Origin of the sequence: Spirillospora sp. NPDC047279 (assembly GCF_040643285.1) — a bacterium.
Classification (GTDB): domain Bacteria; phylum Actinomycetota; class Actinomycetes; order Streptosporangiales; family Streptosporangiaceae; genus Spirillospora.
Window position 1 is genome coordinate 111,842 of sequence record NZ_JBEYUA010000009.1, and the last position, 23,194, is coordinate 135,035.

At 73.5% G+C, this 23,194-nt stretch carries 25 protein-coding genes; 14 read left to right on the forward strand and 11 right to left on the reverse strand.

The features are described 5' to 3' along the window. Positions 1-51 precede the first annotated feature (51 nt). Complete coding sequence (locus ABZ810_RS23700) at positions 52-882, reverse strand: NAD(P)-dependent oxidoreductase (protein WP_358406473.1); 831 nt, start codon at positions 880-882, stop codon at positions 52-54. An 86-nt stretch (positions 883-968) separates the two neighbouring features. On the opposite strand from ABZ810_RS23700, the gene mftA reads away from it, so the two are divergent. From mftA to mftF, 7 genes are read left to right on the forward strand one after another with little or no spacing between them, the layout of a single operon-like run. Next, complete coding sequence (gene mftA / locus ABZ810_RS23705; protein ID WP_358406475.1) at positions 969-1,091, forward strand: mycofactocin precursor MftA; 123 nt, start codon at positions 969-971, stop codon at positions 1,089-1,091. Position 1,092: 1 nt separating this feature from the next. After that, positions 1,093-1,371, forward strand: coding sequence for a mycofactocin biosynthesis chaperone MftB (gene mftB / locus ABZ810_RS23710; RefSeq protein WP_358406476.1), 279 nt, complete (start codon positions 1,093-1,095; stop codon positions 1,369-1,371). Next, positions 1,368-2,561, forward strand: a complete 1,194-nt coding sequence (mftC, locus tag ABZ810_RS23715; protein WP_358406478.1) for a mycofactocin radical SAM maturase — start codon at positions 1,368-1,370, stop codon at positions 2,559-2,561. The genes mftB and mftC overlap by 4 nt, the downstream gene beginning before the upstream one ends. Then, positions 2,554-3,741 (forward strand): pre-mycofactocin synthase MftD, encoded by a 1,188-nt coding sequence (gene mftD / locus ABZ810_RS23720; RefSeq protein WP_358406479.1) that lies wholly within the window; start codon positions 2,554-2,556, stop codon positions 3,739-3,741. The genes mftC and mftD overlap by 8 nt, the downstream gene beginning before the upstream one ends. Before the next feature lie 8 nt (positions 3,742-3,749). Further along, positions 3,750-4,448 (forward strand): mycofactocin biosynthesis peptidyl-dipeptidase MftE, encoded by a 699-nt coding sequence (mftE, locus tag ABZ810_RS23725; protein ID WP_358406482.1) that lies wholly within the window; start codon positions 3,750-3,752, stop codon positions 4,446-4,448. Positions 4,449-4,464: 16 nt separating this feature from the next. Further along, positions 4,465-5,244, forward strand: a complete 780-nt coding sequence (locus ABZ810_RS23730; RefSeq protein WP_358406485.1) for a mycofactocin-coupled SDR family oxidoreductase — start codon at positions 4,465-4,467, stop codon at positions 5,242-5,244. Beyond that, positions 5,241-6,689 (forward strand): mycofactocin biosynthesis glycosyltransferase MftF, encoded by a 1,449-nt coding sequence (gene mftF / locus ABZ810_RS23735; RefSeq protein ID WP_358406487.1) that lies wholly within the window; start codon positions 5,241-5,243, stop codon positions 6,687-6,689. The genes ABZ810_RS23730 and mftF overlap by 4 nt, the downstream gene beginning before the upstream one ends. Positions 6,690-6,730: 41 nt before the next feature. On the opposite strand, the gene ABZ810_RS23740 is transcribed toward mftF, so the two are convergent. From ABZ810_RS23740 to ABZ810_RS23775, 8 genes are read right to left on the reverse strand one after another with little or no spacing between them, the layout of a single operon-like run. Further along, entirely contained in the window at positions 6,731-7,237 is a 507-nt protein-coding gene (locus ABZ810_RS23740) for a DoxX family protein (RefSeq protein ID WP_358406488.1), read from the reverse strand. After that, entirely contained in the window at positions 7,237-8,127 is an 891-nt protein-coding gene (locus ABZ810_RS23745) for an alpha/beta fold hydrolase (protein WP_358406490.1), read from the reverse strand. Before ABZ810_RS23745 ends, ABZ810_RS23740 begins: the two co-directional genes overlap by 1 nt. Then, complete coding sequence (locus ABZ810_RS23750; RefSeq protein WP_358406492.1) at positions 8,124-9,794, reverse strand: OB-fold domain-containing protein; 1,671 nt, start codon at positions 9,792-9,794, stop codon at positions 8,124-8,126. The genes ABZ810_RS23745 and ABZ810_RS23750 overlap by 4 nt, the downstream gene beginning before the upstream one ends. Continuing rightward, positions 9,794-11,161, reverse strand: coding sequence for a cytochrome P450 (locus tag ABZ810_RS23755; protein ID WP_358406494.1), 1,368 nt, complete (start codon positions 11,159-11,161; stop codon positions 9,794-9,796). Before ABZ810_RS23755 ends, ABZ810_RS23750 begins: the two co-directional genes overlap by 1 nt. Before the next feature lie 24 nt (positions 11,162-11,185). Then, on the reverse strand, positions 11,186-11,440 hold the full coding sequence (locus ABZ810_RS23760; protein WP_358406495.1) for a ferredoxin: 255 nt from the start codon (positions 11,438-11,440) through the stop codon (positions 11,186-11,188). Then, positions 11,419-12,279 (reverse strand): mycofactocin-coupled SDR family oxidoreductase, encoded by an 861-nt coding sequence (locus ABZ810_RS23765; RefSeq protein ID WP_358406496.1) that lies wholly within the window; start codon positions 12,277-12,279, stop codon positions 11,419-11,421. The genes ABZ810_RS23760 and ABZ810_RS23765 overlap by 22 nt, the downstream gene beginning before the upstream one ends. A 28-nt stretch (positions 12,280-12,307) precedes the next feature. After that, positions 12,308-13,150 carry an NAD(P)-binding domain-containing protein gene (locus ABZ810_RS23770; RefSeq protein ID WP_358406497.1) on the reverse strand — a complete coding sequence of 281 codons (843 nt, stop codon included), beginning with the start codon at positions 13,148-13,150 and terminating at the stop codon, positions 12,308-12,310. Then, positions 13,147-13,851, reverse strand: coding sequence for an SDR family NAD(P)-dependent oxidoreductase (locus ABZ810_RS23775; protein WP_358406499.1), 705 nt, complete (start codon positions 13,849-13,851; stop codon positions 13,147-13,149). The genes ABZ810_RS23770 and ABZ810_RS23775 overlap by 4 nt, the downstream gene beginning before the upstream one ends. Before the next feature lie 81 nt (positions 13,852-13,932). Between ABZ810_RS23775 and ABZ810_RS23780 the strand changes: the two genes are divergently transcribed. Together ABZ810_RS23780 and ABZ810_RS23785 are read left to right on the forward strand one after the other, a co-directional pair. Continuing rightward, positions 13,933-15,438: an aldehyde dehydrogenase family protein gene (locus ABZ810_RS23780; protein ID WP_358406501.1), complete on the forward strand. Its 1,506-nt coding sequence runs from the start codon at positions 13,933-13,935 to the stop codon at positions 15,436-15,438. Next, positions 15,435-16,643 (forward strand): CoA transferase, encoded by a 1,209-nt coding sequence (locus tag ABZ810_RS23785; RefSeq protein WP_358406503.1) that lies wholly within the window; start codon positions 15,435-15,437, stop codon positions 16,641-16,643. The genes ABZ810_RS23780 and ABZ810_RS23785 overlap by 4 nt, the downstream gene beginning before the upstream one ends. Positions 16,644-16,698: 55 nt before the next feature. On the opposite strand, the gene ABZ810_RS23790 is transcribed toward ABZ810_RS23785, so the two are convergent. Then, positions 16,699-17,424, reverse strand: a complete 726-nt coding sequence (locus ABZ810_RS23790; RefSeq protein ID WP_358406505.1) for an alpha/beta hydrolase fold domain-containing protein — start codon at positions 17,422-17,424, stop codon at positions 16,699-16,701. Continuing rightward, positions 17,414-18,145 carry an enoyl-CoA hydratase/isomerase family protein gene (locus ABZ810_RS23795; protein ID WP_358406506.1) on the reverse strand — a complete coding sequence of 244 codons (732 nt, stop codon included), beginning with the start codon at positions 18,143-18,145 and terminating at the stop codon, positions 17,414-17,416. Before ABZ810_RS23795 ends, ABZ810_RS23790 begins: the two co-directional genes overlap by 11 nt. Positions 18,146-18,287: 142 nt before the next feature. Between ABZ810_RS23795 and ABZ810_RS23800 the strand changes: the two genes are divergently transcribed. The 5 genes from ABZ810_RS23800 to ABZ810_RS23820 are packed head-to-tail and all read left to right on the forward strand — an operon-like array spanning position 18,288 to position 23,192. Next, complete coding sequence (locus ABZ810_RS23800; RefSeq protein ID WP_358406507.1) at positions 18,288-19,826, forward strand: AMP-binding protein; 1,539 nt, start codon at positions 18,288-18,290, stop codon at positions 19,824-19,826. Between the two features lie 36 nt (positions 19,827-19,862). Next, entirely contained in the window at positions 19,863-21,041 is a 1,179-nt protein-coding gene (locus tag ABZ810_RS23805) for an amidohydrolase family protein (protein ID WP_358406509.1), read from the forward strand. Continuing rightward, complete coding sequence (locus ABZ810_RS23810) at positions 21,038-21,184, forward strand: hypothetical protein (RefSeq protein ID WP_358406510.1); 147 nt, start codon at positions 21,038-21,040, stop codon at positions 21,182-21,184. Before ABZ810_RS23805 ends, ABZ810_RS23810 begins: the two co-directional genes overlap by 4 nt. Then, a complete protein-coding gene (locus ABZ810_RS23815; protein ID WP_358406512.1) occupies positions 21,181-22,788 on the forward strand; it encodes a methylmalonyl-CoA mutase family protein in 1,608 nt (535 codons plus the stop codon). Before ABZ810_RS23810 ends, ABZ810_RS23815 begins: the two co-directional genes overlap by 4 nt. Continuing rightward, positions 22,788-23,192 (forward strand): cobalamin-dependent protein, encoded by a 405-nt coding sequence (locus ABZ810_RS23820; RefSeq protein ID WP_358406515.1) that lies wholly within the window; start codon positions 22,788-22,790, stop codon positions 23,190-23,192. Before ABZ810_RS23815 ends, ABZ810_RS23820 begins: the two co-directional genes overlap by 1 nt. The last annotated feature ends 2 nt before the right edge of the window (positions 23,193-23,194 follow it).

A 23,194-nucleotide genomic window follows, 5' to 3' on the forward strand; every position in this document is an offset into this window, starting at 1 on the left:
GACGGACGGCTCCCGGACGCATCCGGGAGCCGTCCGCTGTGAACGGCTTCGCTAGTCCTGGTTCATCAGGGTCAGGGCGGCCTCGGCGGCGGCGATCGCGGCGCCCTCAGGGGCGCCGGCGGCGCCGGTGAGGGCCTTGGTGAGGCGGACGTCCTTCCGCAGGAGCCGGCCCGCGTGGGCGGCGATGAGGTCGATCGTGCCGCCGGCGGCACCGATGCGTTCCAGCGCGAAACTGGCGCCGCTGCCGCGGGTGAGCACCTGGGCCAGGGTGCCGGGGTCGACGTCCAGTGCCCTGCCCAGGGCGAGGGCGTCGACGGCGGTCGCGAGGTTGGCGGTGAACAGGACGTTGTTGAGCAGCTTGGCGACCTGCCCGGCGCCGACGGGACCGAGGTGGAGGATCGGGTCGGCGTAGGCGGCGAAGACCGGGCGGCAGCGGTCGACGGTGCCCTCGTCGCCGCCCGCCATGACCAGGAGCCGCCCCTCGGCCGCCGCGGGGCCGCCGCCGCTGACCGGGGCGTCGACCAGGGTGACGTCCTGGGCTGCGGCCCGCTCGGCGAGGCGGCGGCAGGTGTCGGGGTGGACGGTGCTGTGGACGGCGATCACGCCGCCCGCCGGGAGCCCGGCCAGGACGCCGCCGTCGCCCGTGAGGACCTCGGTCACGTCGTCGTCGTCGACCACGCAGACGCAGACCAGGTCGCTCTCCGCGGCGAGGTCGGCGGGTGTGGGCGCGGGCTTCGCGGGCGTGCCGGCGAAGGGTTCGAGGGAGGCGGGCCGGCGGGCCCAGAGGGTGGTGGGGAAGCCCGCGTCGACGATGCGGCGGGCCATGGGCGCGCCCTGGCTGCCCAGGCCGATGAAACCGACGCGCTCGGGCGTTCTGGTCATGTTGTCGCCTCCGCTCATTGCCTCGTACGATGTGGGAGAATAGCATTCTCATTTGAGGCAAGTAGAGCTTCCGAGAGGGGATTTCCATGGTCGCGACACCTGACGTGCCGGCCCCCGAACCCGACGAGCCGATCGTGGTGGAGGAGGCCGTCGACGCCGAACTGCTGGTCGAAGAGGTCTCGATCGACGGCATGTGCGGCGTCTACTGAGATGGCGTTCGACCTCGACGCGGCGTGGGGCCTGCACCCCCAGGTGGCCGTCCGGCCCGAACGGTTCGGGGCGCTGCTCTACCACTTCGGCACGCGGCGGCTGTCGTTCCTGAAGGACCGCACGCTGCTGGCCGTGGTGCGCGAGCTGGCGGAGCAGCCCAGCGCGCGGGCGGCGTGCCAGGTCGCCGGCGTCGAGGGCGCGGAGCTGGCGCGCTTCCGGGCCGCGCTCGCGGCGCTGGCGGCGTCCCGGATGATCATGCCGAGAACGGAGGCACCGTGAGCCGCCTGGTCGACGAGTTCGAGCTCGGGCTGGAGGCGCCGATCTGCCTCACCTGGGAGCTGACCTACGCCTGCAACCTGTCGTGCGTGCACTGCCTGTCGAGCTCGGGACGGCGCGACCCGCGCGAGCTGACGACCGCGGAGTGCAAGGCGCTCATCGACGAGTTCGAACGCATGCAGGTCTTCTACGTCAACATCGGCGGCGGGGAGCCGACGGTCCGCCCCGACTTCTGGGAGCTGGTGGACTACGCCACGGCGCACCGGGTGGGGGTGAAGTTCTCCACCAACGGCGTGAAGATCACGCCGGAGATCGCCGGGCGGCTGGCCGCGTCGGACTACGTGGACGTGCAGATCTCGCTCGACGGTGCGACCGCCGAGGTCAACGACGCCGTGCGCGGGGCGGGGTCGTACGACACCGCGATCCGGGCCATGGAACGCCTGGCGGAGGCCGGGTTCCGCGGCTTCAAGATCTCGGTGGTGATGACGCGGCACAACGTGCCGCAGCTGGACGCGTTCAAGGCGCTGGCCGACCGGTTCGGCGCGCAGCTGCGCCTGACGCGGCTCCGGCCGTCGGGACGCGGCGCCGACGTGTGGCACGAGCTGCACCCGACGGACGGGCAGCAGCGCGAGCTGTACGCGTGGCTGGTCGAGCGCGGTGAGGACGTCCTCACCGGCGACTCGTTCTTCCACCTGTCGGCGTACGGCGAGCCGCTGCCGGGGCTCAACCTGTGCGGAGCGGGCCGGGTGGTGTGCCTGGTCGACCCGGTCGGCGACGTGTACGCCTGCCCGTTCGCGATCCACGACTCGTTCCTGGCGGGGAACGTGCGCGACCGCGGCGGGTTCGCGGCCGTCTGGCGGGACTCCCCGATCTTCCTCGACCTCCGGCATCCGCAGAACGGCGGGGCCTGTACGCAGTGCTCGGCCTATGACGCCTGCCGGGGCGGCTGCATGGCCGCCAAGTTCTTCACCGGCCTTCCGCTGGACGGGCCGGACCCCGAATGCGTCAAGGGGCACGGTGCCCGGGCGTTGTCGTCGGTCGACCCGGCGTCGGCGCCGCGCCCCTCCGGCGACCACTCGCATCGCGGCGGACCGCGGCGGCCCGTCGCGCTCGGCATGCCGGCGATCCGCCCGGCACGCGCCTGTGACGAGAGCCCGCTGGCGGGATCGGTGAAGGAGACCTCGCATGTCTGACGCCTGGTTCGAGACGGTGGCCGAAGCCCAGCGGCGGGCGAAGAAGCGGCTGCCCAGGTCGGTCTACAGCGCTCTGCTCGCAGGCTCCGAGCAGGGGGTGTCGTACCGGGGCAACACCGAGGCGTTCGGCGAGCTGGGCTTCGCGCCGCACGTCGCCGGGGCCTCGGCCAAGCGCGAGCTGGACACGACGGTCATGGGGGAGCCGATCGCCCTTCCGGTGGTCATCTCCCCGACCGGTGTGCAGGCGGTGCACCCGGAGGGAGAGGTGGCGGTCGCGCGGGCGGCGGCGGCGCGCGGCACGGCGATCGGGCTCAGCTCCTTCGCGAGCAAGCCGATCGAGGAGGTCGTCGCGGCCAACCCGCGGACGTTCTTCCAGATGTACTGGATGGGCGACCGGGACTTCATGGTGCGGCAGATGGACCGGGCCCGCGCGGCCGGGGCCAGGGGGTTGATCGTCACCCTCGACTGGTCGTTCTCCCACAGCCGCGACCGGGGGAGCCCGTGGATCCCCGACCGGCTCGACCTCAAGGCCCTGGTCCGGCTCGCGCCGCAGGGCCTGGCCCGGCCGCGGTGGACGCTGGCCTGGGCGCGGACGCGGCGGCTGCCCGACCTGACGACGCCCAACCTGGCCGAGCCCGGCGGGGGAGACCCGCCCACCTTCTTCGGCGCGTACGGGCAGTGGATGCAGACTCCGCCGCCCTCGTGGGAGGACGTCGCCTGGATGCGCGAGCAGTGGGGCGGGCCGTTCCTGCTGAAGGGCGTCACCCGGGTCGACGACGCCAGGCGCGCGGTGGACGCGGGCGTGACCGCGATCTCGGTGTCCAACCACGGCGGCAACAACCTCGACGGCACGCCCGCGCCGATCCGCGCGCTCCCGGCCGTCGCCGGGGCCGTGGGCGACCAGGTCGAGGTGCTGCTCGACGGCGGGGTCCGGCGCGGCGGCGACGTGGTGAAGGCGCTCGCGCTGGGCGCGCGGGCGGTGCTGATCGGCCGTGCCTACCTGTGGGGCCTGGCGGCGAACGGGCAGGCCGGCGTGGAGAACGTGCTCGACGTCCTGCGCAACGGCATCGACTCGACGTTGCTGGCCCTGGCGCGTTCCTCGATCCACGAGCTGACCCCGGAGGACGTGCTGGTCCCGACCGGCTTCGCCCGGGACCTGGGGACCGGCGGCCGGGAGTGAGCGGGGCCGTGAGCGGGGCCGTGGCGCCCGACCTCGCCGCGCTCACCTGGCGCGACCTCGAGAACGGCGCGGACGGCGCGGACGCGCGGACGGTGCTCGTCGTGCCGCTCGGGGCGACCGAGCAGCACGGGCCGCACCTGCCGCTGTCGACCGACACCGACATCGCCGTGGCGCTGGCCGTGCGGCTGGCCGCCAGGGTGCGGTCGGCCGTGGTCGCGGCGCCGGTGGCGTTCGGGGCCAGCGGCGAGCACCAGGGATTCCCCGGAACGTTGTCGATCGGCCAGGAGGCGGTCCAGCTGCTGGTCATCGAGCTGGTCCGGTCGGCCGCGGCGACCTTCTCCCGGACGGTGCTGGTCTCGGCGCACGGCGGCAACGCCCGGCCGCTGGACCGGGCGGTCCGCCATCTGCGGGCCGAGAAGCACGACGTGCTGGCCTTCTCGCCGCGCTGGGACGGCGACGCGCACGCGGGCCGGACCGAGACCTCGCTGATGCTGGCGCTCGCGCCGGAGAAGGTGCGGCTGGACCGTGCCGAGGCCGGCGACACGAGCCCGATCGAGAGCCTGATGCCGCGGCTGCGCGCGGGCGGGCTCAGAGCGGTCACGGCCAACGGCGTTCTGGGTGATCCGGCCGGAGCGAGCGCCGAGGAGGGCGAGCGGCTCCTGAGCCGCGCTGTGGACGACCTCGTCTCGCTGGTGACGTCCCGGTGAGCCCGGTGGTGCCGCGATGAGCAGGGTGGCCCTGGTGACCGGAGCGGCCCGGGGCATCGGCGCGGCGACCGTGGCGGCGCTGGCCGAGCAGGGCTGGCGCGTGCTGGCCGTCGATCGTGCCGCCGACGACCCCGATCTGCCCTACCCGATGGGCAGCGAGGACGAGCTCGCGGCGGTGGCCGGCGCGTCCGACCGGATCAGGGCCCGCCACGCGGACGTGCGCGACCTGGACGCCCTGCGGAGCGCCGTCGCGGAGGCCGAGGAACGGTGGGGCGGTCTCGACGCGGCCATCGCCGCGGCCGGCGTCATCGCCGGTGGCGTCCCGCTGTGGGAGGTGCCGCCCGAGCAGGAGAAGGCGGTGCTCGATGTCGATCTCGGCGGCGTCATCAACCTCGCGCGGGCCGCGATCCCGGCGTTGCTGAGACGGCCCGAACCGCGGTCGGGCCGGTTCGTCGCGGTGGCCTCGGCGGCCGCCACCCGGGGGCTTCCGCAGCTCGCCGCCTACTGCGCGGCCAAGGCCGGGGTGACCGGTGCCATCCGCGCGCTCGGCGTCGAGCTGGGGGAGACCGGCGTGACGGCCAACGCGGTCAGCCCGGGATCGACCGACACCCCGATACTGGCGGAGAGCGCCCGCCTGTACGGCCTGCCGGCGGCCGGGGCGTTCGCCGCCCAGCAGCCGGTGCGGCGCCTCCTCGCCCCCGCCGAGGTCGCCGCCGTGGTGGCGTTCCTGGCGAGCCCGCGGAGCGGGGGGATGACCGGCGCCGTGGTGCCGGTGGACGGAGGCCTGGCGTTGTGACCGGCAAAGACACACCCCTGCCCGCCGGATTCGGGATCGAGGCCGACCGGGACACCGTGCGGCTGGACGAGGGGCTGCTCTTCGGCGGCTCACCCGCGCGGATCATGCGGCTGACGCCCGCGGGGCGCGAGGCCTGGGCGCGGCTGGCGGACGGTCCGGTCGACTCCCCGGTCACCGGGACACTGGCCCGGCGGCTGACCGACGCGGGCCTGGCGCACCCCGTGCCGCCCGAGACCGGAGCGCCGGAGCTCACCGTGATCATCCCGGTGCTGGACCGGCCGGTGCTGCTCGGCCGGTTGCTGGAAACGCTCGGCGACCGGCACCCGGTGCTGGTCGTCGACGACGGGTCGGCCGACGCGTCCGCCATCGCGGGCGTGGCCCGGCGGCACGGCGCGTCCCTCGTACGGCGCCCGGTGAACGGAGGTCCCGCGGCGGCGCGCAACACCGGGCTCGAGCACACCACCAGCGAGTTCGTGGCCTTCGTGGACAGCGACTGCCTGCCACCGCCGGGCTGGATCGAACGGCTCGCCCGGCATTTCGCCGACCCGCTGGTGGCGGCCGTGGCACCGCGCGTCACCGCGCTGGCGGGCGGTGGCTCCGCGGGACGGTACGCCGCGGCCAACGGCGGGCTCGACCTCGGCGACCGGCCGGCGCTGGTCGCCCCCGGGAGACGGGTGTCCTACGTCCCGACCGCCGCCCTGCTGGTGCGCCGCGCCGCGCTGAAGGAGGTGGCGCGGCAGGGTGCGGTGTTCGATCCGGAGATGCGGCTCGGTGAGGACGTCGACCTCATCTGGAGGCTGCACGAGGGCGGATGGCGCGTCCGCTACGACCCGGCGGTCAGGATCGGGCATCACGAGCCCGCGACCTGGCGGGGGTTGTTCGTGCGGCGGTTCCGCTACGGCAGTTCGGCGGCGGCGCTTTCGTTGCGGCATCCGGGGGCGGCGCAGCCCCTGGCCTTGCACCTGTGGCCCGCGCTGACCGTGGCGGGCCTGCTGGCCCGCCGCCCGGTGCCGGCCGCCGCCGCGTTCGGCGCGGGGAACCTGACGATGATCCGGTCGCTGCGCGGGCACCGGGTGCCGGCGCGCGGCGTGCCCCGGGCGATGGCGACCGCCGTCCACCAGACATGGCTGGGAACGGGCCGGTACGGCACGCAGTTCGCTGCGCCGGTGCTGCTCGCGCTGCTGGCGGTTCCGGGACGGCACGGGCGCGGGCTCGGGGGCAGGCTCGGGCGCCGCGTCGCGGTGGCGTCGCTGCTGCTCGGCCCACCGCTGACGGCCTGGGCGGCCCGGCGCCCGCCACTGGATCCCGTGCGGTTCACGCTCGGCGTCATCGCCGACGACATCGCCTACGGCGCCGGGGTCTGGTACGGCTGCGCCGCCGAGCGCACCACCCTCCCCGTCCGGCCGATGATCGCGTGGCCCGCCCTCAAGCCCGTCCAGACCTGACCCTGGCGAATCTGCCCCCGGCAGGGTCGCGGGGTACGGCCTCAGACTTTCGCCGGCTCCTTCTCGGGGCGCCAGAAGGCGGCGAGCAGGCCCGCCGTCGCGGCGACGGCCACGCCGAGCGCGATCGCGCCGCCCGCCCAGCCGGTCACCTCGATGCCCAGCGCCTCGTCGGCCGACCAGCGGCCGGGGCCCAGCACCGCCAGGGCCAGCGAGACGACGCCGAGGACTAGGACGTACTCGAAGCCGTCCTTGAACACGAAGAAGCCGTTCGGGCGGTGCGCGAGGACGCCCGCGACCAGCATCACCGAGATGACCGCCGCGCAGGCCAGCGGCGTGAGGAGGCCGATCACCAGCAGCGCGCCCGCGCCGACCTCGGTGACCACGCTCGCCCACGCCTGCAGCCTGCCGTGCCGCAGGCCGAGCCCGGTGAACCAGCCCGCGGTGCCCTCGATGCGGCCGCCGCCGAGCCAGTGGTTGAGCCCGTGCGCGACCATGGTGAGTCCCACGACCACCCGGACGAGCAGCAGTACGGCGACCTCGGCGTCCATCATCGGTTCCTTTCCAGCGCACATTCCTCGGCGAACGAGACGACCGTCAGATGGTAGGCCAGGGCGGACAGCCCGACGCTGAGGTTGTGCCCGGCGTCCGCCTGTTCGTGGACGCGGACCCGGGGCGAGGCCGTGAAGAGCGCGGCGACCTCGGCCAGCGCCGGCGGTCCCGCGTTCCAGCACCGTTCGTGGTCGCCGAGGCTGTAACGCACCGGGACGCGCACCCGGGCCGCGACGTCCGGGAGTTCGCGGCCCCAGCGGACGGACGACGCCTTCTCGTAGGAGGGGGCGGGGGAGGCCAGCAGGCCGGGGTCCAGGTCCGCCGGGTAGAGACGGGCAGGACGCCACAGGATGTCGCGCAGGCTGGGCCCGGCGGACAGGGCCGAGTCCCCGCCGTTGTGCCGCGACCCGATGATCTCGGCGGCTCGCGGCTGCATCTGCCGCCCGGTCCCGGCGATCTCGAGGCCGAGCAGCTCGCGGCCGCGTTCGGCGGCGGCCATGTGGACCGCGAGCGCGCACCCCATCGAGTGCCCGACCACGAACAGCCCGGCGCCCCGGGAACGGCCGTCGAGCAGGCGGTCCACCGCCGCGTACGCCAGCTCGACCCGCCGGGCGACGGGCGCCATCCCCGCCGCGTGCCCCGCCGACCGGCCGTACCCCGGCCGGTCGAGGGCGATGGCTGTGTAGCCGAGCGCGGCGGCGGTGCGCAGCAGCGACAGCCGCGGGTGGCCGGGGGCGTCGAAGTAGACGGGGGAGGCGGCGCCGCCGTGCAGCGCCACGATGACGCCCCGCGGGTCGTGCGCCTCCTGGAAGAGCGCCGACATCGGAATGCCGTCGACGTCGACCGCCCGGGACTCCACCGGCGCGACCGTCGCGGCGGCGGTCGTCACGTGTCCGTCCTGAGCAGGATCACACCGCTGGGGGTGAGCCCGCCGGAACTGACCACGGCGACGCGGGGATCGGCCACCTGCCGCGGTCCGCCCTCGCCGCGCAGCTGGACGACGGCCTCGTGCAGGAGCCCCATGCCGTGGGTCCGGCCGTGCGAGAGCTGGCCGCCATGGGTGTTGAGCGGCAGGAGCCCGTCACGCGCGATGTTCTTGCCGTGGTCGAGGAAGTCCTTGGCCTCGCCGATGCCGCAGAAGCCCAGCGCCTCGATCCACGACAGGCAGTTGATGGTGAACCCGTCGTAGAGCAGCGCCACGTCGACGTCGTCGGGCCGCAGCGACGTGCGCGTCCACAGGTGCGCGGCCTGGCCGAGGACCTGCGGCTCGTGCGTCAGGGTGCTCTGGTCCCAGTCGACGCGCTCGATGATCTGGGTGCCGACCGCCTCGACCAGGACGGGCCGCTGGGGCAGGTCCCGCGCGGCGTCCTTGGCCGACACGATCACCGCCACCGCCCCGTCGCAGGGCACGTCGCAGTCGTAGAGGCCGAGCGGCGTGGTGATCGTCCTGGCCTGGAGGTAGTCGTCCATCGTCATCGGGGAGCGGTAGACCGCCGCCGGGTTGAGCGCCGCGTTCGCCCGCTGGTTGAGCGCGATCCAGCCGAGCGTCTCGCGCGTCGTCCCGTACCGGTGGAAGTGCCGCTGCGCGACCTGCGCCAGCGTGTGCGCCGCCGACGTGGCCCCGAAGGGCGCCGTCCAGGCCGAGCTCCCGTCCACCCGGCGCGGCCCGGACCCCGCGATCGTGCCGCGGCGCATCAGCTCGTTGTGGGTGGCCTCCCAGAGGGTGCGGAAGCACAGCACGTGCCGGGCCAGGCCGCCCGCGACCGCCAGCATCGCCGCGATCAGCGAGCCGCCCGGGCCGAACGTCTCGGGGCCGCCGTTGTGCCAGGTCGGCCGGATGCCGAGGGCGGATTCGAGCGCGGTGACGCCTCCCTCGGCGAAGCCGCCGTACGACCCGCCGCCCGGGTAGGTCGCCAGCCCGTCGATGTCGTCGAGGGTGAGGCCCGCGTCGGCGACGGCCTCCTCGCACGCCTTCACGGTCAGCGCCAGCGGCGGGACCATCAGGCGGCGGCCGATCTCCGAGCTGCCGATGCCCGTGATCGCGACCTCGTCCTCGAACTTGCGCGGCGTCGGCATCGGGCGGACCATCCGCCCGATCCCGGCCGGCTCGATCTCGTCCCGGGGGAGGGGCGCGGGCCCGTCCCGCCCGGCCGCGGGACGGAAGAGCGGCAGCCAGACGTCCTCGACCTCCTCGAAGACGACCTCCATCCGCATGCCGAGCTCGAGCTCGGCGGGGTCGCAGCCGACGACGTTGGTGGTGAGCCGGACGCGCGGGTCCTCCTCGATCGCGACCTGGCCGACCACGTACGGCGGGTCGAGGCCGGGCACGGCGAACCGGTGGTTGACCGTGAACCCGGCCAGCGTCGCGAAGCCGGAGACGGCCCGCACGCCCATCGTCGTGCCGCGGCAGTGGCGGCACACGGGCTGGGGCGGATGGACGAGCGCGGAGCAGGAGCCGCACTCCTGCAACCGCAGCCGCCCGTCCGCCCCCGACGTCCAGAAGAACTCGTTCGTCCCCGTGAGCTGGGGCAGGGGCCGTCCGGAGGGTCCGGTCATCAGCCGTCGATCTCCGCCTTGGACTGGCGGACGGTCACCGGCTCGGCGAGCCGCTGCTCGTCGCAGACCTGCTGGAGGGTCTCCAGCGTCTCGTCCAGGCCGGGCCCGAGCCGGGGGCCGGGGGTGAAGGTCGCGGGGAGGTGCTTCATGCCGTTGATGACGCCGATGGTGTCGTAGGGCACCGCGCCCTCGGGGTCACAGTGGAAGTCGGGCATGCGGTCGAGCACCTGCGTCAGCATGCGCTTGAAGACCGTGCGGGCGACGTTGGACCCGATGCAGCGGTGGATGCCGAGACCGAAGCTCTGGTGCCGGTTGCCCTTGCGTTCCAGATCGACCTTGTTGGGGTCGGGGAACACCGACGGGTCCCGGTTGGCCATCGCCCACGACAACCACAACCGGTCGCCCTCCTTGAACCGCGTGCCGGCGATCTCGCAGTCGGCGGAGATCGTGCGGCCGTCGCCGGGGGCGGGGGTGTAGAAGCGCAGGAACTCCTCGGTCGCCGAGTCCAGCAGGGTGTCCCGCTCACGGCTGAGCCGGGCCCGCTCCTCCGGGTTCTCCGACAGCCACTCCAGCGCGTGCGCGGTCAGCGACGTCGTGGTGTCGAAGCCGCCGCCGATGAGCAGGGAGAGCACTCCGATCAGCTCGTCGTCGGGCGGGGTGGTGCCGTTGATGTCGGCCCGCACCAGCGCGTCCACCAGGCCCGGGCGGGGGTTGGCCCGGATCTCGGCGATCTGGGCGGCCAGGTCGCCCAGCATGTTCAGGTGCATCTCGATGACCCGCTGCATGTCCGGCGAGTCGTGCCGGGTGTAGACGCCGGCGTGCGCGGGCTCGTTGTAGATCGTCCAGTGCTTGAGCGGGATGCCCATCATCGCCAGCGTCATGACGGCGGGCACGACGTTGGCCAGGTCGTCCACGAAGTCGATCCGGCCCGACTCGATCTTCTCGTCGAGGCTGGCGCGCACCACCTCGTCGATGACCGGGACCCAGCGGGTGATGGCGGCGGGGGAGAGGTAGGGGTTGAGCGTCTGGCGGTAGTACCGCTGCTCGGGCGGGTCCATCTCCAGGAAGCCGCCCCGGCGGCCGCGCCCGCGCGCCGGCGAGGGGATGGTGATGCCCTTGTAGCCGCGCCGCTCGCCGTTCACGTCGTGGTCGTTGGAGAGGTACTCGGCGGACCTCGCCAGTTCGAACACCTCACGGTGGCCCGCCGCGACCCAGTGCCCCTCGTAGGTCTCCGACCACGCGATCGGGCACTTGGACTGCATCTCCTGCGTGATGTTCTCGAAGTTGAAGCGGTAGTCGGAGGTGTGCCGGTCGAAGTGATAGCGGTTCTTCTTGCGCTCTTCGTCGGTGAAGTCGTCCACGCTCATATGACGTCCTTGGAGAGTCGGTCCTCAGAAAGTGGTGATCGCTCGTTCGGGGCACGTGTGAGCGGCCTCGCTGACCTGCTCCTCCTGGTCGGCCGCGACCTCCTCGCTGACGGGCGAGGAATGGCCGTCGACGTCGTCGAGCTGGAACGCCTTCGGCGCGATCATGGCGCAGAGGGTGTGACCCTGGCAGCGTTCCGAATCGACCTGAACCTTCACGAGACTCCTCCTGTTCGAGTGGGCGGTTCGAGGGGGGCGGTTCAGCGCCGGAAGTCGTACCACTTGAGGTAGCCGCCGCCGTCGACGCGCATCTGCAGGCCCGTCACGTAGCGGGCCTCCTCGGAGGCGAGGTAGAGCACGGCGTTGCTGATGTCGACCGGCTCCACGTAGGGGATCGGCATCGCCTGCTGCACCACGAACGCGGGCTCGGCGTCCGCCCGGGTCGGGTGCTCCAGGTCGGGGCGGAACGAGCGGTACATCGGCTCGCTCTGCAGCATGTCGGTGTTGCAGTTCGTCGGGTGGACGACGTTCGCGCGGATGCCGCGCGGGGCGAGGTTGCGGGCGAGCTCGTGGACGTACTCCGACAGCGCGCGCTTGGCGAACGCGTATCCGGCCCCGCCCGGGTCGGCGCCCGGCGTCTGCACGATGCCGTGCGTCATGAGCGCCGCCGTCGAGCCGACGGCGATGATCGAGGCGCCCTCGGCGAGATGCGGCAGGGCCGCCTGGATGGCGTTGATGGTCCCGATGAGGTTGACGTTGATGACGTCGGTCCAGGCCTGGAGGGGCGGCTCTCCTTTGAGCGGCGCGATGCCCGCCTGCGCCACCACGACGTCGACCTTGCCCAGCTCGGCGATGCCCGTCTCCAGCGCGGCGGCCAGCTCGCCGGCCTCGCGCACGTCGGCCTGCACGGTCACGATCCGGCGGCCCAGCTCCTCGACCAGGCGCGCGGTCTCCTTCAGGTCGTCCGGCCTGGCCAGCGCGTAGCCGACCGTCTCGAAGTCGCGGCACAGATCGACCGCGATGATGTCGGCGCCCTCTTCGGCCAGGCGCACCGCGTGACTGCGGCCCTGCCCGCGCGCCGCGCCCGTGATGAACGCGACCTTGCCCTCTACTCGTCCCACCGCTGCCGTCCTTCCTGTGGTTGACCGTTCATCGGGTACATCGGGTCGTCACGGCGGCTGCCCCGGACAGGGAGCCGAACGCGGCGTCCAACGCGGCGAGGTCGCCGCCGAGCTCGGCGGCGAGCGTCCTGACGACCTCCACGTCCTTGCCGAGGAAGCCGCCGGTGGCCTGGGCGAACCGGGCGACCGAGCCGCGCGCCGCCACCCCGGACAGCGCGCGGCTCGCCGCGCTCCCGTGGGTGAGCGCCTCCATCAGCACCGCCTCGTCGAGGCCGAGCCGCGTCCCGAGGCGCGCCGCGTCGGACAGCAGCCCGATCTGCGCGGCGAACACCGCGTTGTTGACGAGCTTCACGCGCTGGCCGGAGCCCGCCGGGCCGACGTGCAGCACCGGGTCGGCGTAGGCGCGGAGCACCGGCCGGACGCGCGCCACGGCGTCGTCGGCGCCGCCGGCGAAGAGCGTCACCCGTCCGGCCTCGATGTCGTGCGGCCCGCCGCTGACGGGCGCGTCGACCACCTCGACGCCGCGCGGGGCGGCGCGGGCGGCGACGTCCTCGATCGTGCGCGGGCCGCAGGTCGTGTGGACGACCAGGACCGAACCCGGCGGCATGCGCTCGACCAGCTCGCCGCCCAGGCAGACCTCGCGGACCTGGTCGTCGCTGAAGACGCAGACCAGCACCGCGGCGGCCGCCGGCCCGGCCTCCCGCACGCCGTCGACGGGGTGCGCGCCCTCGCGGGCGAGGGCCTCGCGGGCCGCCGCCGAACGGGCGGCGACGCGCACCCGGTGGCCGGCGGCCAGCAGCCGGCGCACCATCGGGAGGCCCATCCGCCCGGCGCCGACGAAGCCGAGCCGCGTCTCCGCTCCGGCGTTCACGTGTTGCGCCCGCCGTTGACGCCGAGGATCTGGCCGGTGATGTACCCGGCCTCGTCGGAGACCAGGAACGCGCAGGCCGCCGCGATGTCCTCGGGACGCCCGACGCGGCGGACGGGCGTGCGCTCGATGTGGTCCTCGACCGTGCCGCCCAGCAGGCTGCGCGTCTCGGCGCGGCGCAACATCGGGGTGTCGATGAAGCCCGGCGGGACCGCGTTGACGGTGATGCCCGCCGGGCCGAGCTCCAGGGCCAGCGCCTTGGTCAGGCCGTTCACCGCCGACTTGGCCGCCACGTAGTGCGCCATGAACTGCTGGCCGGACTGCGCGCTGGAGGAGGAGATGTTGACGATCCGGCCCCAGCCCGCGTCGACCATGTCGGGGAGCACGGCCTGGACGCAGTGGAAGACGCCGTTGAGGTTGACGTCGATCACCCGCTGCCAGGTCTCGAACGTCAGGTCGGGGAACCGCTTGAACCCGTCGAGCCCGGCCGCGTTCACCAGGATCGTGACGGGGCCCAGCCGTTCCCTGACGGCGGCGAGCGCGGCGTCGACCGCGGCGCGGTCGGTCACGTCCGCCTCCTGGGCGAACGCCGTGCCGGCGGGGCTCAGGTCGAGCGTGGCGACGTGGTACCCGTCCGCGCTCAACCGCTCGGCGATGGCCAGGCCGATGCCCGAACCGCCCCCGGTGACGACGGCGTTCTTCATGTCAAGAATCTCCCTTCCGAATGTGAGAATGCTACTCTCATTTTTTGTGCGCAGGGAAGTCCCCATCGACGAGGAGGCGGGATGCGGGTCCAGGACGGCCGGGCGGTCGCGAGCGGCGGCGCCGGGCACTCGACCGGAGGGAGCGGCCTGACACGGCGGCTGCTCATCGACGGACGGCTCGTCGAGGCCGAGCGAACATTCGACACCCTCAACCCCGCGACCGGCGAGGTCCTCGGGCAGGCCCCGGACGCCACGGTCGCCGACGCCGAGGCCGCGGTCGCCGCCGCGCGGCGCGCGTTCGACACCACCGGCTGGGCGGCCGACGCCAAGGAGCGCGCGCGCTGCCTCGACCAGCTCCACCAGGCGCTGCTCGACCACAAGGAGGAGCTGCGCGAGCTGACGATCGCCGAGGTCGGCGCGACCCGGATGCTGACCCACGCCAACCAGCTCGAGGAGCCCATCAAGCTGGTGCCCTACTACGCCGGGCTGGCCCGCGAGCACCCGCTGACCGAGGAGCTGGGCGAGATCGAGATCCGCGGCCAGCGCCATCGCCGCTGGGTGGAGAAGGAGGCGGCGGGGGTCGTCGCCGCGATCCTGCCGTACAACTACCCGAACCAGCTCGCGCTCGCCAAGCTCGCCCCCGCGCTCGCCGCCGGGTGCACGATCGTGCTCAAGGGCGCCCCCGAGACCCCGCTCACCACCCTCGCCCTCGGCGAGCTGATCGCCTCGCACACCGACATCCCGCCCGGCGTGGTGAACGTGCTGACCTCGTCCGGCGTGGAGGTGGGCGAGGCGCTCACCACCCACCCCGACGTCGACCTGGTGACCTTCACCGGCTCCACCGCCACCGGCCGCCGCATCATGGCGGCGGCGAGCGGCACGGTGAAGCGCGTCTTCCTGGAGCTCGGCGGCAAGTCCGCGATGATCGTGCTCGACGACGCCGACTTCGGGCTCTCCTCGATGTTCGCGGCGTTCATGATCTGCTCGCACGCGGGCCAGGGCTGCGCGCTCACCTCGCGGCTGCTGGTGCCGCGCGAGCACCACGACACGATCGTCGAGCAGGTCGCCGCCGCGCTGGCCGGCGTGACCTACGGCGACCCGTCCGACCCCAAGACCTACATGGGGCCGCTGATCAGCGAGCGGCAGCGCGAGAAGGTGCACGGCATGGTCGAACGCGCCGTCGCCGCGGGCGCGACGCTGGTCACCGGCGGCGAGCGCGTCGACCCGGGCTTCTTCTACGCCCCGACGCTGCTGAGCGGCGTCGACCCCGACAGCGAGATCGCGCAGGAGGAGGTCTTCGGGCCGGTGCTCGCGGTCATCCCGCACGACGGCGACGACGACGCGGTGCGCATCGCCAACAACTCGATCTTCGGCCTCTCCGGCGCGGTGCACAGCGCCGACACCGACCGCGCGGTCGCGGTGGCGCGGCGGATCCGCAGCGGCACGTTCAGCATCAACGGCGGCAACTACTTCAGCGCCGACGCCCCGTTCGGCGGCTACAAGCAGTCGGGCATCGGCCGCGAGATGGGCGTCGCCGGCCTGGAGGAGTTCCAGGAGCGCAAGACCTTCGGCGCGGTGGTCTCGTGAGCGGGCCGCTCGACGGCGTCCGCGTGCTGGAGGTCGCGATGTACGGCTTCGTGCCCTCGGCGGGCGCGGTGCTCTCCGACTGGGGCGCCGACGTCGTCAAGGTGGAGCACGCCGTCACCGGCGACCCGCAGCGCGGGTTGCGGCAGACCGGCGCGATGCGCGTGGAGGGCGACCCCAACCCCAACATCGAGCACGCCAACCGCGGCAAGCGCAGCCTCGGGCTGGACATCTCGCGGCCGGAGGGCACCGAGGTCCTGCACGAGCTGATCCGCAGGTCGGACGTGTTCCTGACCAGCTTCCTGCCCCCGTCGCGGCAGCGTCTGGGCATCGACGTGGACGACGTCCGCGCGGTGAACCCGAAGATCGTGTACGCCCGGGGGAGCGCCCTCGGGCCGCGCGGGCGGGAGGCCGACAAGGGCGGCTACGACATGACGGCGTTCTGGGCGCGGGGCGCCACCGCCGCCAGCCTGACCCCGCCCGGCGTGGAGGGCATGGTCCCGCCGCCCGGCCCCGCCTACGGCGACACCATCTCCGGGACCAACCTCGCCGGCGGCATCGTGGCCGCGCTCTTCAAGCGCGAGCGCACCGGCGAGCCGTCGGTCGTGGACGTGTCGCTGCTCGGCAGCGGCCTGTGGGCGATGGGCCACGCGATCGCGGTCTCGCTGCACCTGGGCAAGCCGTTCGTGGCGAGCCCGCCCGGCGCGCACGGCTCGCCGTCCAATCCCCTCACCGGGCTCTACCGCACCGCCGACGACCGCTACCTGGCGTTCGTCATGCTGCAGCCCGGCAGGTTCTGGGCGGACGTGTGCCGGCACATCGACCGGCCGGAGCTGGCCGGTGACCCGCGCTTCGCCACCGCCGAGAAGCTCGCCGCCAACACCGCGGAGGCGGTGACGATCCTGCGGGAGGCGTTCGCCGCCCGCACCCTCGCGGACTGGACGGAACGGTTCGCGACGCTGGAGGGCCCGTGGGCGCCGGTGCAGGACTCCCTCCAGGTGGGCGACGACGCGCAGATCCGCGCGAACGAGTACCTCGTCCGGGCGGGTGAGCTCGAGCTGGTCGCCACCCCGGTGCAGTTCGACGTCACGGCCCCCGCCCTCGGCCCGGCGCCGGAGTTCGCGGCCCAGACCGAGGAGGTCCTGCTGGAGCTCGGGCTCGACTGGGAGCGCATCATCGCCCTCAAGGAGGCCGGCGCCATCACCTGACCCGCCGGGGGCGGGCCGCACCCGGCGGCCCGTCACCCGGGGGCGCACCCCGCTGTCACGCGGGGTGCACGGCCTTGCCCGCCGCGGGCGCCGCCCCGGCGAACGCCCGGACGAAGCCGGCGATGTCGGTGTCGGCCTCGGCGCGCAGGCTCGCGGCGTCGGGCCGTACCCGCAGGTCGACCGTGACCCCCGAGCGGGCGGCGCGGGCCGCGAAGGCCAGCGAGTCGTCCAGCAGCGGATCGGTGCCCGCGGCCAGCAGCCGGACGGGAGGAAGCCCGTGCAGGTTGGCGTAGAGCGGGCTCAGCAGCGGGTCGGTCAGCATCGCGTCCGCCGCGTACCGCGCGACCCGCCGCTGGAGCTCGGAGAGGTCGAAGGTGGGATCGGCGCTGGCGTTGAGCTGGAGGCTCGGCGCCCGCATGGTCAGGTCGAGCAGCGGCGAGACCAGCACCGCGCAGCCGGGCCGCACCGCCCCCGAGTCGCGCAGCGACACCAGCAGCGCGGCCGCGAGCCCGGCGCCCATCCTGTCGCCGACCACCGCGACCGGGCGGCCGGACGGCTCGCACTGCCGGTACGCGTCGAGGGCGTCGTCGAGCGCGGCGGGGAACTCGGGCCGGTAGCGGGCGCACACGACGATCGCGCCCGTACGTTCCGCGATGAGCCCCGCCAGGTCCAGCGGCGAGCCGCGGCCGTCGCTCAGATAGAGGACCGCCGCGCCGGCGGGGGCGGGGGGAAGGACGACGAGCCCGGCCGGGCTCGCCTGGACGCGGATGTCACCCTGCATGATTCGCCGCCTTGTTCAGCTGCCGGTCCGCCGCCGCCCAGTGCTCGTCGGCCACCCAGAGCCGGGCGAACGCCGTGACGGCCTCGTCCGCGGACACTCCGTCCGCCATCACTCGTTTGATCTCCCGCGCCGGGCGGGTGGCCAGCGACCGGGCGATCGACCGCCAGCCCTCCTCGAACGCCTCGCGGGGCAGCACCCGGTCGACCAGGCCGGCCCGTTCGGCCTCGGCCGCGCCGAGCACGGTGCCGGTGCCCGCCAGCAGCAGGGCCCGGCCCCGCCCGACCAGGGCGGCGAGCCGTTCGGCGCCGCCCCACGCCGGCATGATCGCCAGTTTGGCCTGGGTGAAGCCGATCCGGATGTCGTCGGCGGCGATCCGGATGTCGGCGGCGACCGCCACCTCCGCGCCGCCGCCGAGCGCGTGGCCGTTCAGCGCGGCGATCACCGGCCCGGGGAAGCCGGCGAGCCGGTCGCAGATCCGCCGCATGCGCCAGGCCATCGCCGCCGCCTCGTCCTCGGTGCGCAGCGCGGCGAGTTCCTTGAGGTCGCCGCCCGACACGAAGGCCCGGTCGCCCGCGCCCCGGATGACCAGGGCGGCGGCGCCCGCCGCCCGGTCGAGGGCGTCGTCGAGCAGTTCCATGGTGGCGGGCGCGATGGCGTTGCGCGCGTGCGGGCGGTCGATGGTGATGACCGCCAGGCCCTGGTCCAGTTCGAGATCTACCATGCACGCTTCTCCGCGCTCGGCCGTCCGGTGGACGGTTCACGGTGGGCCGAACGCGCCAGTCCGGACCACCGCGAACCCGTATGGAATCTACCTTCTCACTATGAGAGAGTGCAATTCTCGCTCCAGAGAAGGAGGTCCGGGCATGCGTACGATCCCCGCCGAACTCGGCGCTCGGTACGAGGCGGAGGGCTGGTGGACACGGGAGACGATGGGGGATCTGCTCGCGCGCGGGCTGGAGGCGGCTCCGGGGGCCGCGTTCCGCGTGCATTCGGACGTGCGGCCCTGGGCGGGGACGTTCCGCGACGTCGAGGAGACCGCGCGCAGGCTGGCCGGCGGGCTGCGGGAACGCGGCGTCGGCCCCGGCGACGTGGTCGCGTTCCAGCTGCCCAACTGGATGGAGGCCGCCGCGGTGTTCTGGGCGTCGGCGTTCCTCGGCGCGGTGGTGGTGCCGATCGTGCACTTCTACGGGCGCAAGGAGGTCGGCTACATCCTGGACGCGGTCAAGCCGCGGGTCTTCGTCACGGCCGAGCGGTTCGGGCGGATGGAGTACGACCCCGCCCTCAGCGCCGGGGTGCCCGTCGTCGGCGTGGTGGGGCGCGACTTCGACGCGCTCCTCGCCGCCGAGCCCATGGCCGGCGTGCTGGCGGCCGACCCGGCCGGGCCCGCCCTCATCGCGTTCACCTCGGGGACCACCCGTGACCCCAAGGGTGTGGTGCACAGCCACCAGACCCTCGGCTTCGAGACGCGGCAGCTCGCCGAGCTCTTCCCGCCCGACCGGGGCGAGCAGCTCACCGCGGCCCCGGTCGGCCACTTCATCGGCATGGTGAACGCCTTCCTCATCCCCGTGCTGGACGGCGCGCCGGTCAACCTCGCCGACGTCTGGGACCCCGCGCGCGTCCTGCGGCTGATGGCCGAGGAGGGACTCACCGTGGGCGGCGGGGCGACGTACTACATGACCAGCCTCATCGATCACCCCGACTTCGCGCCCGCCCACCTGCGGCACATGAAGTACGCGGGCCTCGGCGGATCGTCGGTGCCCGCGGCGGTCACCCGGCGGCTGGCCGGGCTCGGGATCACCGTGTTCCGCTCGTACGGCAGCACCGAGCATCCGTCGATCACCGGCTCGGGACACGCCGCGCCCGAGGACAAGCGGCTCTACACCGACGGCGCCGCCAGGGCCGGCGTGGAGATCAGGCTGGACGACGACGGCGAGATCCTCAGCCGAGGCCCGGACCTGTGCCTGGGCTACACCGACCCGGCCCTCACCGAGAGGGCCTTCGACGCCGACGGCTGGTACCGCACGGGCGACATCGGCGAGCTCGACGAGGACGGCTACCTGACGATCACCGACCGCAAGGCCGACATCATCATCCGCGGCGGCGAGAACATCAGCGCGCTGGAGGTCGAGGACGTCCTTCTGGGGATGCCCGGGGTCGCCGAGGTCGCGGTCGTGTCGGTCCCCGACGACCGGCTCGGCGAGCGTGCCGCGGCCGTCGTCCGGCCCAGGGCCGCCGGCCCGGAGCCGACCCTGGAGCGCATTCGCGCGCACCTGGAGGAGGTGGGCCTGGCCAGGCAGAAGTGGCCCGAGGAGCTGCACCTGCGCGACGACTTCCCGCGCACCGCGAGCGGCAAGGTCCAGAAGTTCCTGCTGCGGCGGGACATTGCGGTTCACAGTGAATGAGAATAAGATTCTCGCAATCTGCAAAGGAGGATCTCAATGCCGTCGCGCACGTTGCCCTTCCCGCTGTTCGACGCGGACAACCACCTCTACGAGACCGAAGAGGCGCTGACCAAGTTCCTGCCCAAGGAGTACGACGGCGCGATCCAGTACGTGCAGGTGCGCGGCCGCAAGAAGATCGCCATCCGCGGGCAGATCAGCGAGTACATCCCTAACCCGACCTTCGACGTGGTCGCCAGGCCCGGGGCGATGGAGGAGTTCTTCCGGGTGGGCAACCCGGAGGGCAAGAGCCGCCGGGAGATCTTCGGTGACCCGATGGACGCGATCCCCGCGTTCCGCGAGCCGGCGCCGCGCCTGGAGCTGATGGACGAGCTGGGCATCCAGCAGACCCTGATGTTCCCCACCCTCGCCAGCCTCGTCGAGGAGCGCATGCGCGACGACCCGGAGCTCATCCACGTCGTCGCGCACTCCCTCAACCAGTGGCTGCACGAGACCTGGTCGTTCGACTACAAGGGCCGCATCTACACCACCCCGGTCATCAGCCTCCCCATCGTGGAGAAGGCGATCGCCGAGCTGGACTGGTGCGTCGAGCGCGGCGCGCGGGCGATCCTGGTGCGGCCCGCGCCGGTCCCCGGCTTCGGCGGCTCGCGGTCCTTCGCCCTGCCGGAGTTCGACCCGTTCTGGAAGCGCGTCGTGGAGACCGGCGTGCTGGTGGGGATGCACTCCTCCGACAGCGGCTACGCGCGCTACGCCAACGACTGGGAGGGCGGCAACCGCGAGTTCCTGCCGTTCAAGCCGAACGCCTTCCGGGCGATGTCGGAGTGGCGGCCCGTCGAGGACGCGGTCGCGTCGCTGGTCTGCCACGGCGCGCTCGACCGGTTCCCCGACCTGAAGATCGCGGTCATCGAGAACGGCTCCTCCTGGGTCGAGCCGCTGCTGTCCAAGCTGGCCGACGTCTACAAGAAGATGCCGAACGAGTTCGGCGAGAACCCGGTCGAGCTGGTCAAGCGCCAGATTCACGTCAGCCCGTTCTGGGAGGAGGACATGGCCGAGCTGACCGGCCTCATCGGCGTCGAGCGCGTGCTCTTCGGCTCCGACTACCCGCACCCCGAGGGCCTGGCCGACCCGGTCACCTACGTCGACGCGCTCGGCAAGCTGGGCGAGGCCGACCAGGCCAAGATCATGGGCGGCAACCTGGCGCGCCTGATCTCGCGATGACCACCGGCTCCCCGACCACCTGGGAGACCACCCCGGAGCTGGTGCTCGGCGCCGCCGACCGTTTCGGCGACGCCGAGGCCCTGGTCGACCCGCCGCTCCGGCTGAACGCCACCGGCAAGGTGATGAAGGATCGGCTGAGGTGACCGACGACGACGCCGTCCGGACCTCGTCCGGCATCCCGCTCCGGCCGTTCTACGGCCCCGCCGAAGCAGGGCCCGCCGACGCCGGGACCACTGGCGCGACGCCGCCCGACCCCGGCGTCTACCCGTTCACCCGGGGCAACTTCCCCACCGGCCACCGGGGACGGCTCTGGACGTTCCGGCAGTACTCCGGGTTCGGCACCGCCGAGGAGTCCAACCGCCGCTACCGCTACCTGCTCGACCAGGGCGGCACCGGCCTGTCGGTGGCGCTCGACCTGCCCACCCAGTGCGGCTACGACTCCGACGACCCCGAGGTGGTGGACGAGGTCGGCCGGGTCGGGGTCGCCCTCGACACGCTCGCCGACGCCGAGGTGCTCTTCGACGGCATCCCGCTCGACCGGATCAGCACCAGCTTCACCATCAACGGCACCGCCGCGATCCTGCTGGCGTTCTACGTGGCGGCGGCCGAACGCCGCGGCGTGCCGCGCGCCAAGCTCACCGGCACGATCCAGAACGACATCCTCAAGGAGTACGCCTCGCGCGGCACCTGGATCTGGCCGCCCGAGCCGTCGCTGCGGCTCATCGCCGACACCATCGAGTTCTGCGCGGCCGAGGTGCCCAGGTTCAACGCGATCTCGGTCGCCGGGGCGCACTTCCGCGACGCCGGCGCCACCGCGGTGCAGGAGATGGCGTTCACGCTCGCCGACGGGGTCACCTACTGCGACACCGTGGTCGAGCGCGGCCGGATGACCATCGACCAGTTCGCGCCGCAGGTCTCGTTCTTCTTCTACACGCACGGCGACTTCTTCGAGGAGGTCGCCAAGTACCGGGCGGGGCGGCGGCGCTGGGCGACGATCGTCCGCGAACGGTACGGCGCGACGACCGACCGGGCCTCGATGTTCCGCTTCGGCTGCGTGGCGGGCGGCGCCTCGCTCTACGCGCCGCAGGCGCACAACAACGTCGTCCGCGTCGCGTACGAGGCGATGGCGTCGGTGCTCGGCGGCGTGCAGTCGATGTTCACCGCCGCGTGGGACGAGCCGTTCGCCCTGCCCAGCGAGGAGTCAACGACGCTCGCGCTGCGCACCCAGCAGATCCTGGCGCACGAGACCGGCGTCGCCCGGGTGGCCGACCCGCTGGGCGGCTCGTACTTCGTCGAGGCGCTCACCGACGCCACCGAGGAGCGCATCATCGAGATCATGGACGACCTGGACCGGCACGGCGGCATGGTCCGCGTCATCGAGGACGGCTACCTGCAGGGCCTCATCGCCGACGAGGCGTACCGGCTCCAGCGCGAGATCGAGGACGGCGGCCGGCCCGTCGTCGGGGTCAACCGGTTCACCTCCGACGAGCCGCCGCCCCCGATCACCACCTACGAGCTCGACACCGAGGGACGCGACGGCCAGCTGGAACGGCTCGCCAAGGTGAAGGCCGAACGTGACCCCGCGGCCGTCCGCGACCGGCTGGCCGCCCTGGCGCGCGAGGCCGAGGGCACCGGCAACCTCATGCACCCGCTGATCGACTGCGCCGCCGCGTACTGCACGCTCGGCGAGATGGTCGGCGCCCTGACCGGGGTCTGGGGCGAGTTCCAGCAGCCGGTGGTGTTCTGATGCCGCCGGTCAGGGTCCTCGTCGCCAAGCCGGGCCTGGACGGGCACGACCGCGGCGCCAAGATCGTCGCCCGGACGCTCCGCGACGCGGGCTTCGAGGTCGTCTACACCGGCATCCGCCAGCGCGTGGAGGACATCGTGGCGATCGCGCTCCAGGAGGACGTCGCCGTCGTCGGCCTCAGCATCCTGTCCGGCGCCCACCTGGCGCACACCGCACGCGTCGTCGGCGCCCTGCGCGCCGCCGACGCGGCCGACATCGCCGTGGTCGTCGGCGGCACGATCCCGCCGCAGGACGTCCCCCGGCTGCGGGACGCGGGTGCCGCCGCGGTCTTCCCGACCGGCACCCCGCTCGACGACCTCGTGACGGAGGTCCGCGCGCTGACCGCGGCCTCCGCCGCCCCCTGATG

Coding starts and splice junctions, on each gene's coding strand:
- ABZ810_RS23700 (WP_358406473.1), bottom strand. CDS start 882: ATGACCAGAACGCCCGAGCGCGTCGGTTTCATCGGCCTGGGCAGCCAG.
- mftA (WP_358406475.1), top strand. CDS start 969: ATGGTCGCGACACCTGACGTGCCGGCCCCCGAACCCGACGAGCCGATC.
- mftB (WP_358406476.1), top strand. CDS start 1,093: ATGGCGTTCGACCTCGACGCGGCGTGGGGCCTGCACCCCCAGGTGGCC.
- mftD (WP_358406479.1), top strand. CDS start 2,554: ATGTCTGACGCCTGGTTCGAGACGGTGGCCGAAGCCCAGCGGCGGGCG.
- ABZ810_RS23730 (WP_358406485.1), top strand. CDS start 4,465: ATGAGCAGGGTGGCCCTGGTGACCGGAGCGGCCCGGGGCATCGGCGCG.
- ABZ810_RS23740 (WP_358406488.1), bottom strand. CDS start 7,237: ATGGACGCCGAGGTCGCCGTACTGCTGCTCGTCCGGGTGGTCGTGGGA.
- ABZ810_RS23750 (WP_358406492.1), bottom strand. CDS start 9,794: ATGACCGGACCCTCCGGACGGCCCCTGCCCCAGCTCACGGGGACGAAC.
- ABZ810_RS23755 (WP_358406494.1), bottom strand. CDS start 11,161: ATGAGCGTGGACGACTTCACCGACGAAGAGCGCAAGAAGAACCGCTAT.
- ABZ810_RS23775 (WP_358406499.1), bottom strand. CDS start 13,851: ATGAAGAACGCCGTCGTCACCGGGGGCGGTTCGGGCATCGGCCTGGCC.
- ABZ810_RS23780 (WP_358406501.1), top strand. CDS start 13,933: ATGCGGGTCCAGGACGGCCGGGCGGTCGCGAGCGGCGGCGCCGGGCAC.
- ABZ810_RS23790 (WP_358406505.1), bottom strand. CDS start 17,424: ATGCAGGGTGACATCCGCGTCCAGGCGAGCCCGGCCGGGCTCGTCGTC.
- ABZ810_RS23795 (WP_358406506.1), bottom strand. CDS start 18,145: ATGGTAGATCTCGAACTGGACCAGGGCCTGGCGGTCATCACCATCGAC.
- ABZ810_RS23800 (WP_358406507.1), top strand. CDS start 18,288: ATGCGTACGATCCCCGCCGAACTCGGCGCTCGGTACGAGGCGGAGGGC.
- ABZ810_RS23805 (WP_358406509.1), top strand. CDS start 19,863: ATGCCGTCGCGCACGTTGCCCTTCCCGCTGTTCGACGCGGACAACCAC.
- ABZ810_RS23810 (WP_358406510.1), top strand. CDS start 21,038: ATGACCACCGGCTCCCCGACCACCTGGGAGACCACCCCGGAGCTGGTG.
- ABZ810_RS23820 (WP_358406515.1), top strand. CDS start 22,788: ATGCCGCCGGTCAGGGTCCTCGTCGCCAAGCCGGGCCTGGACGGGCAC.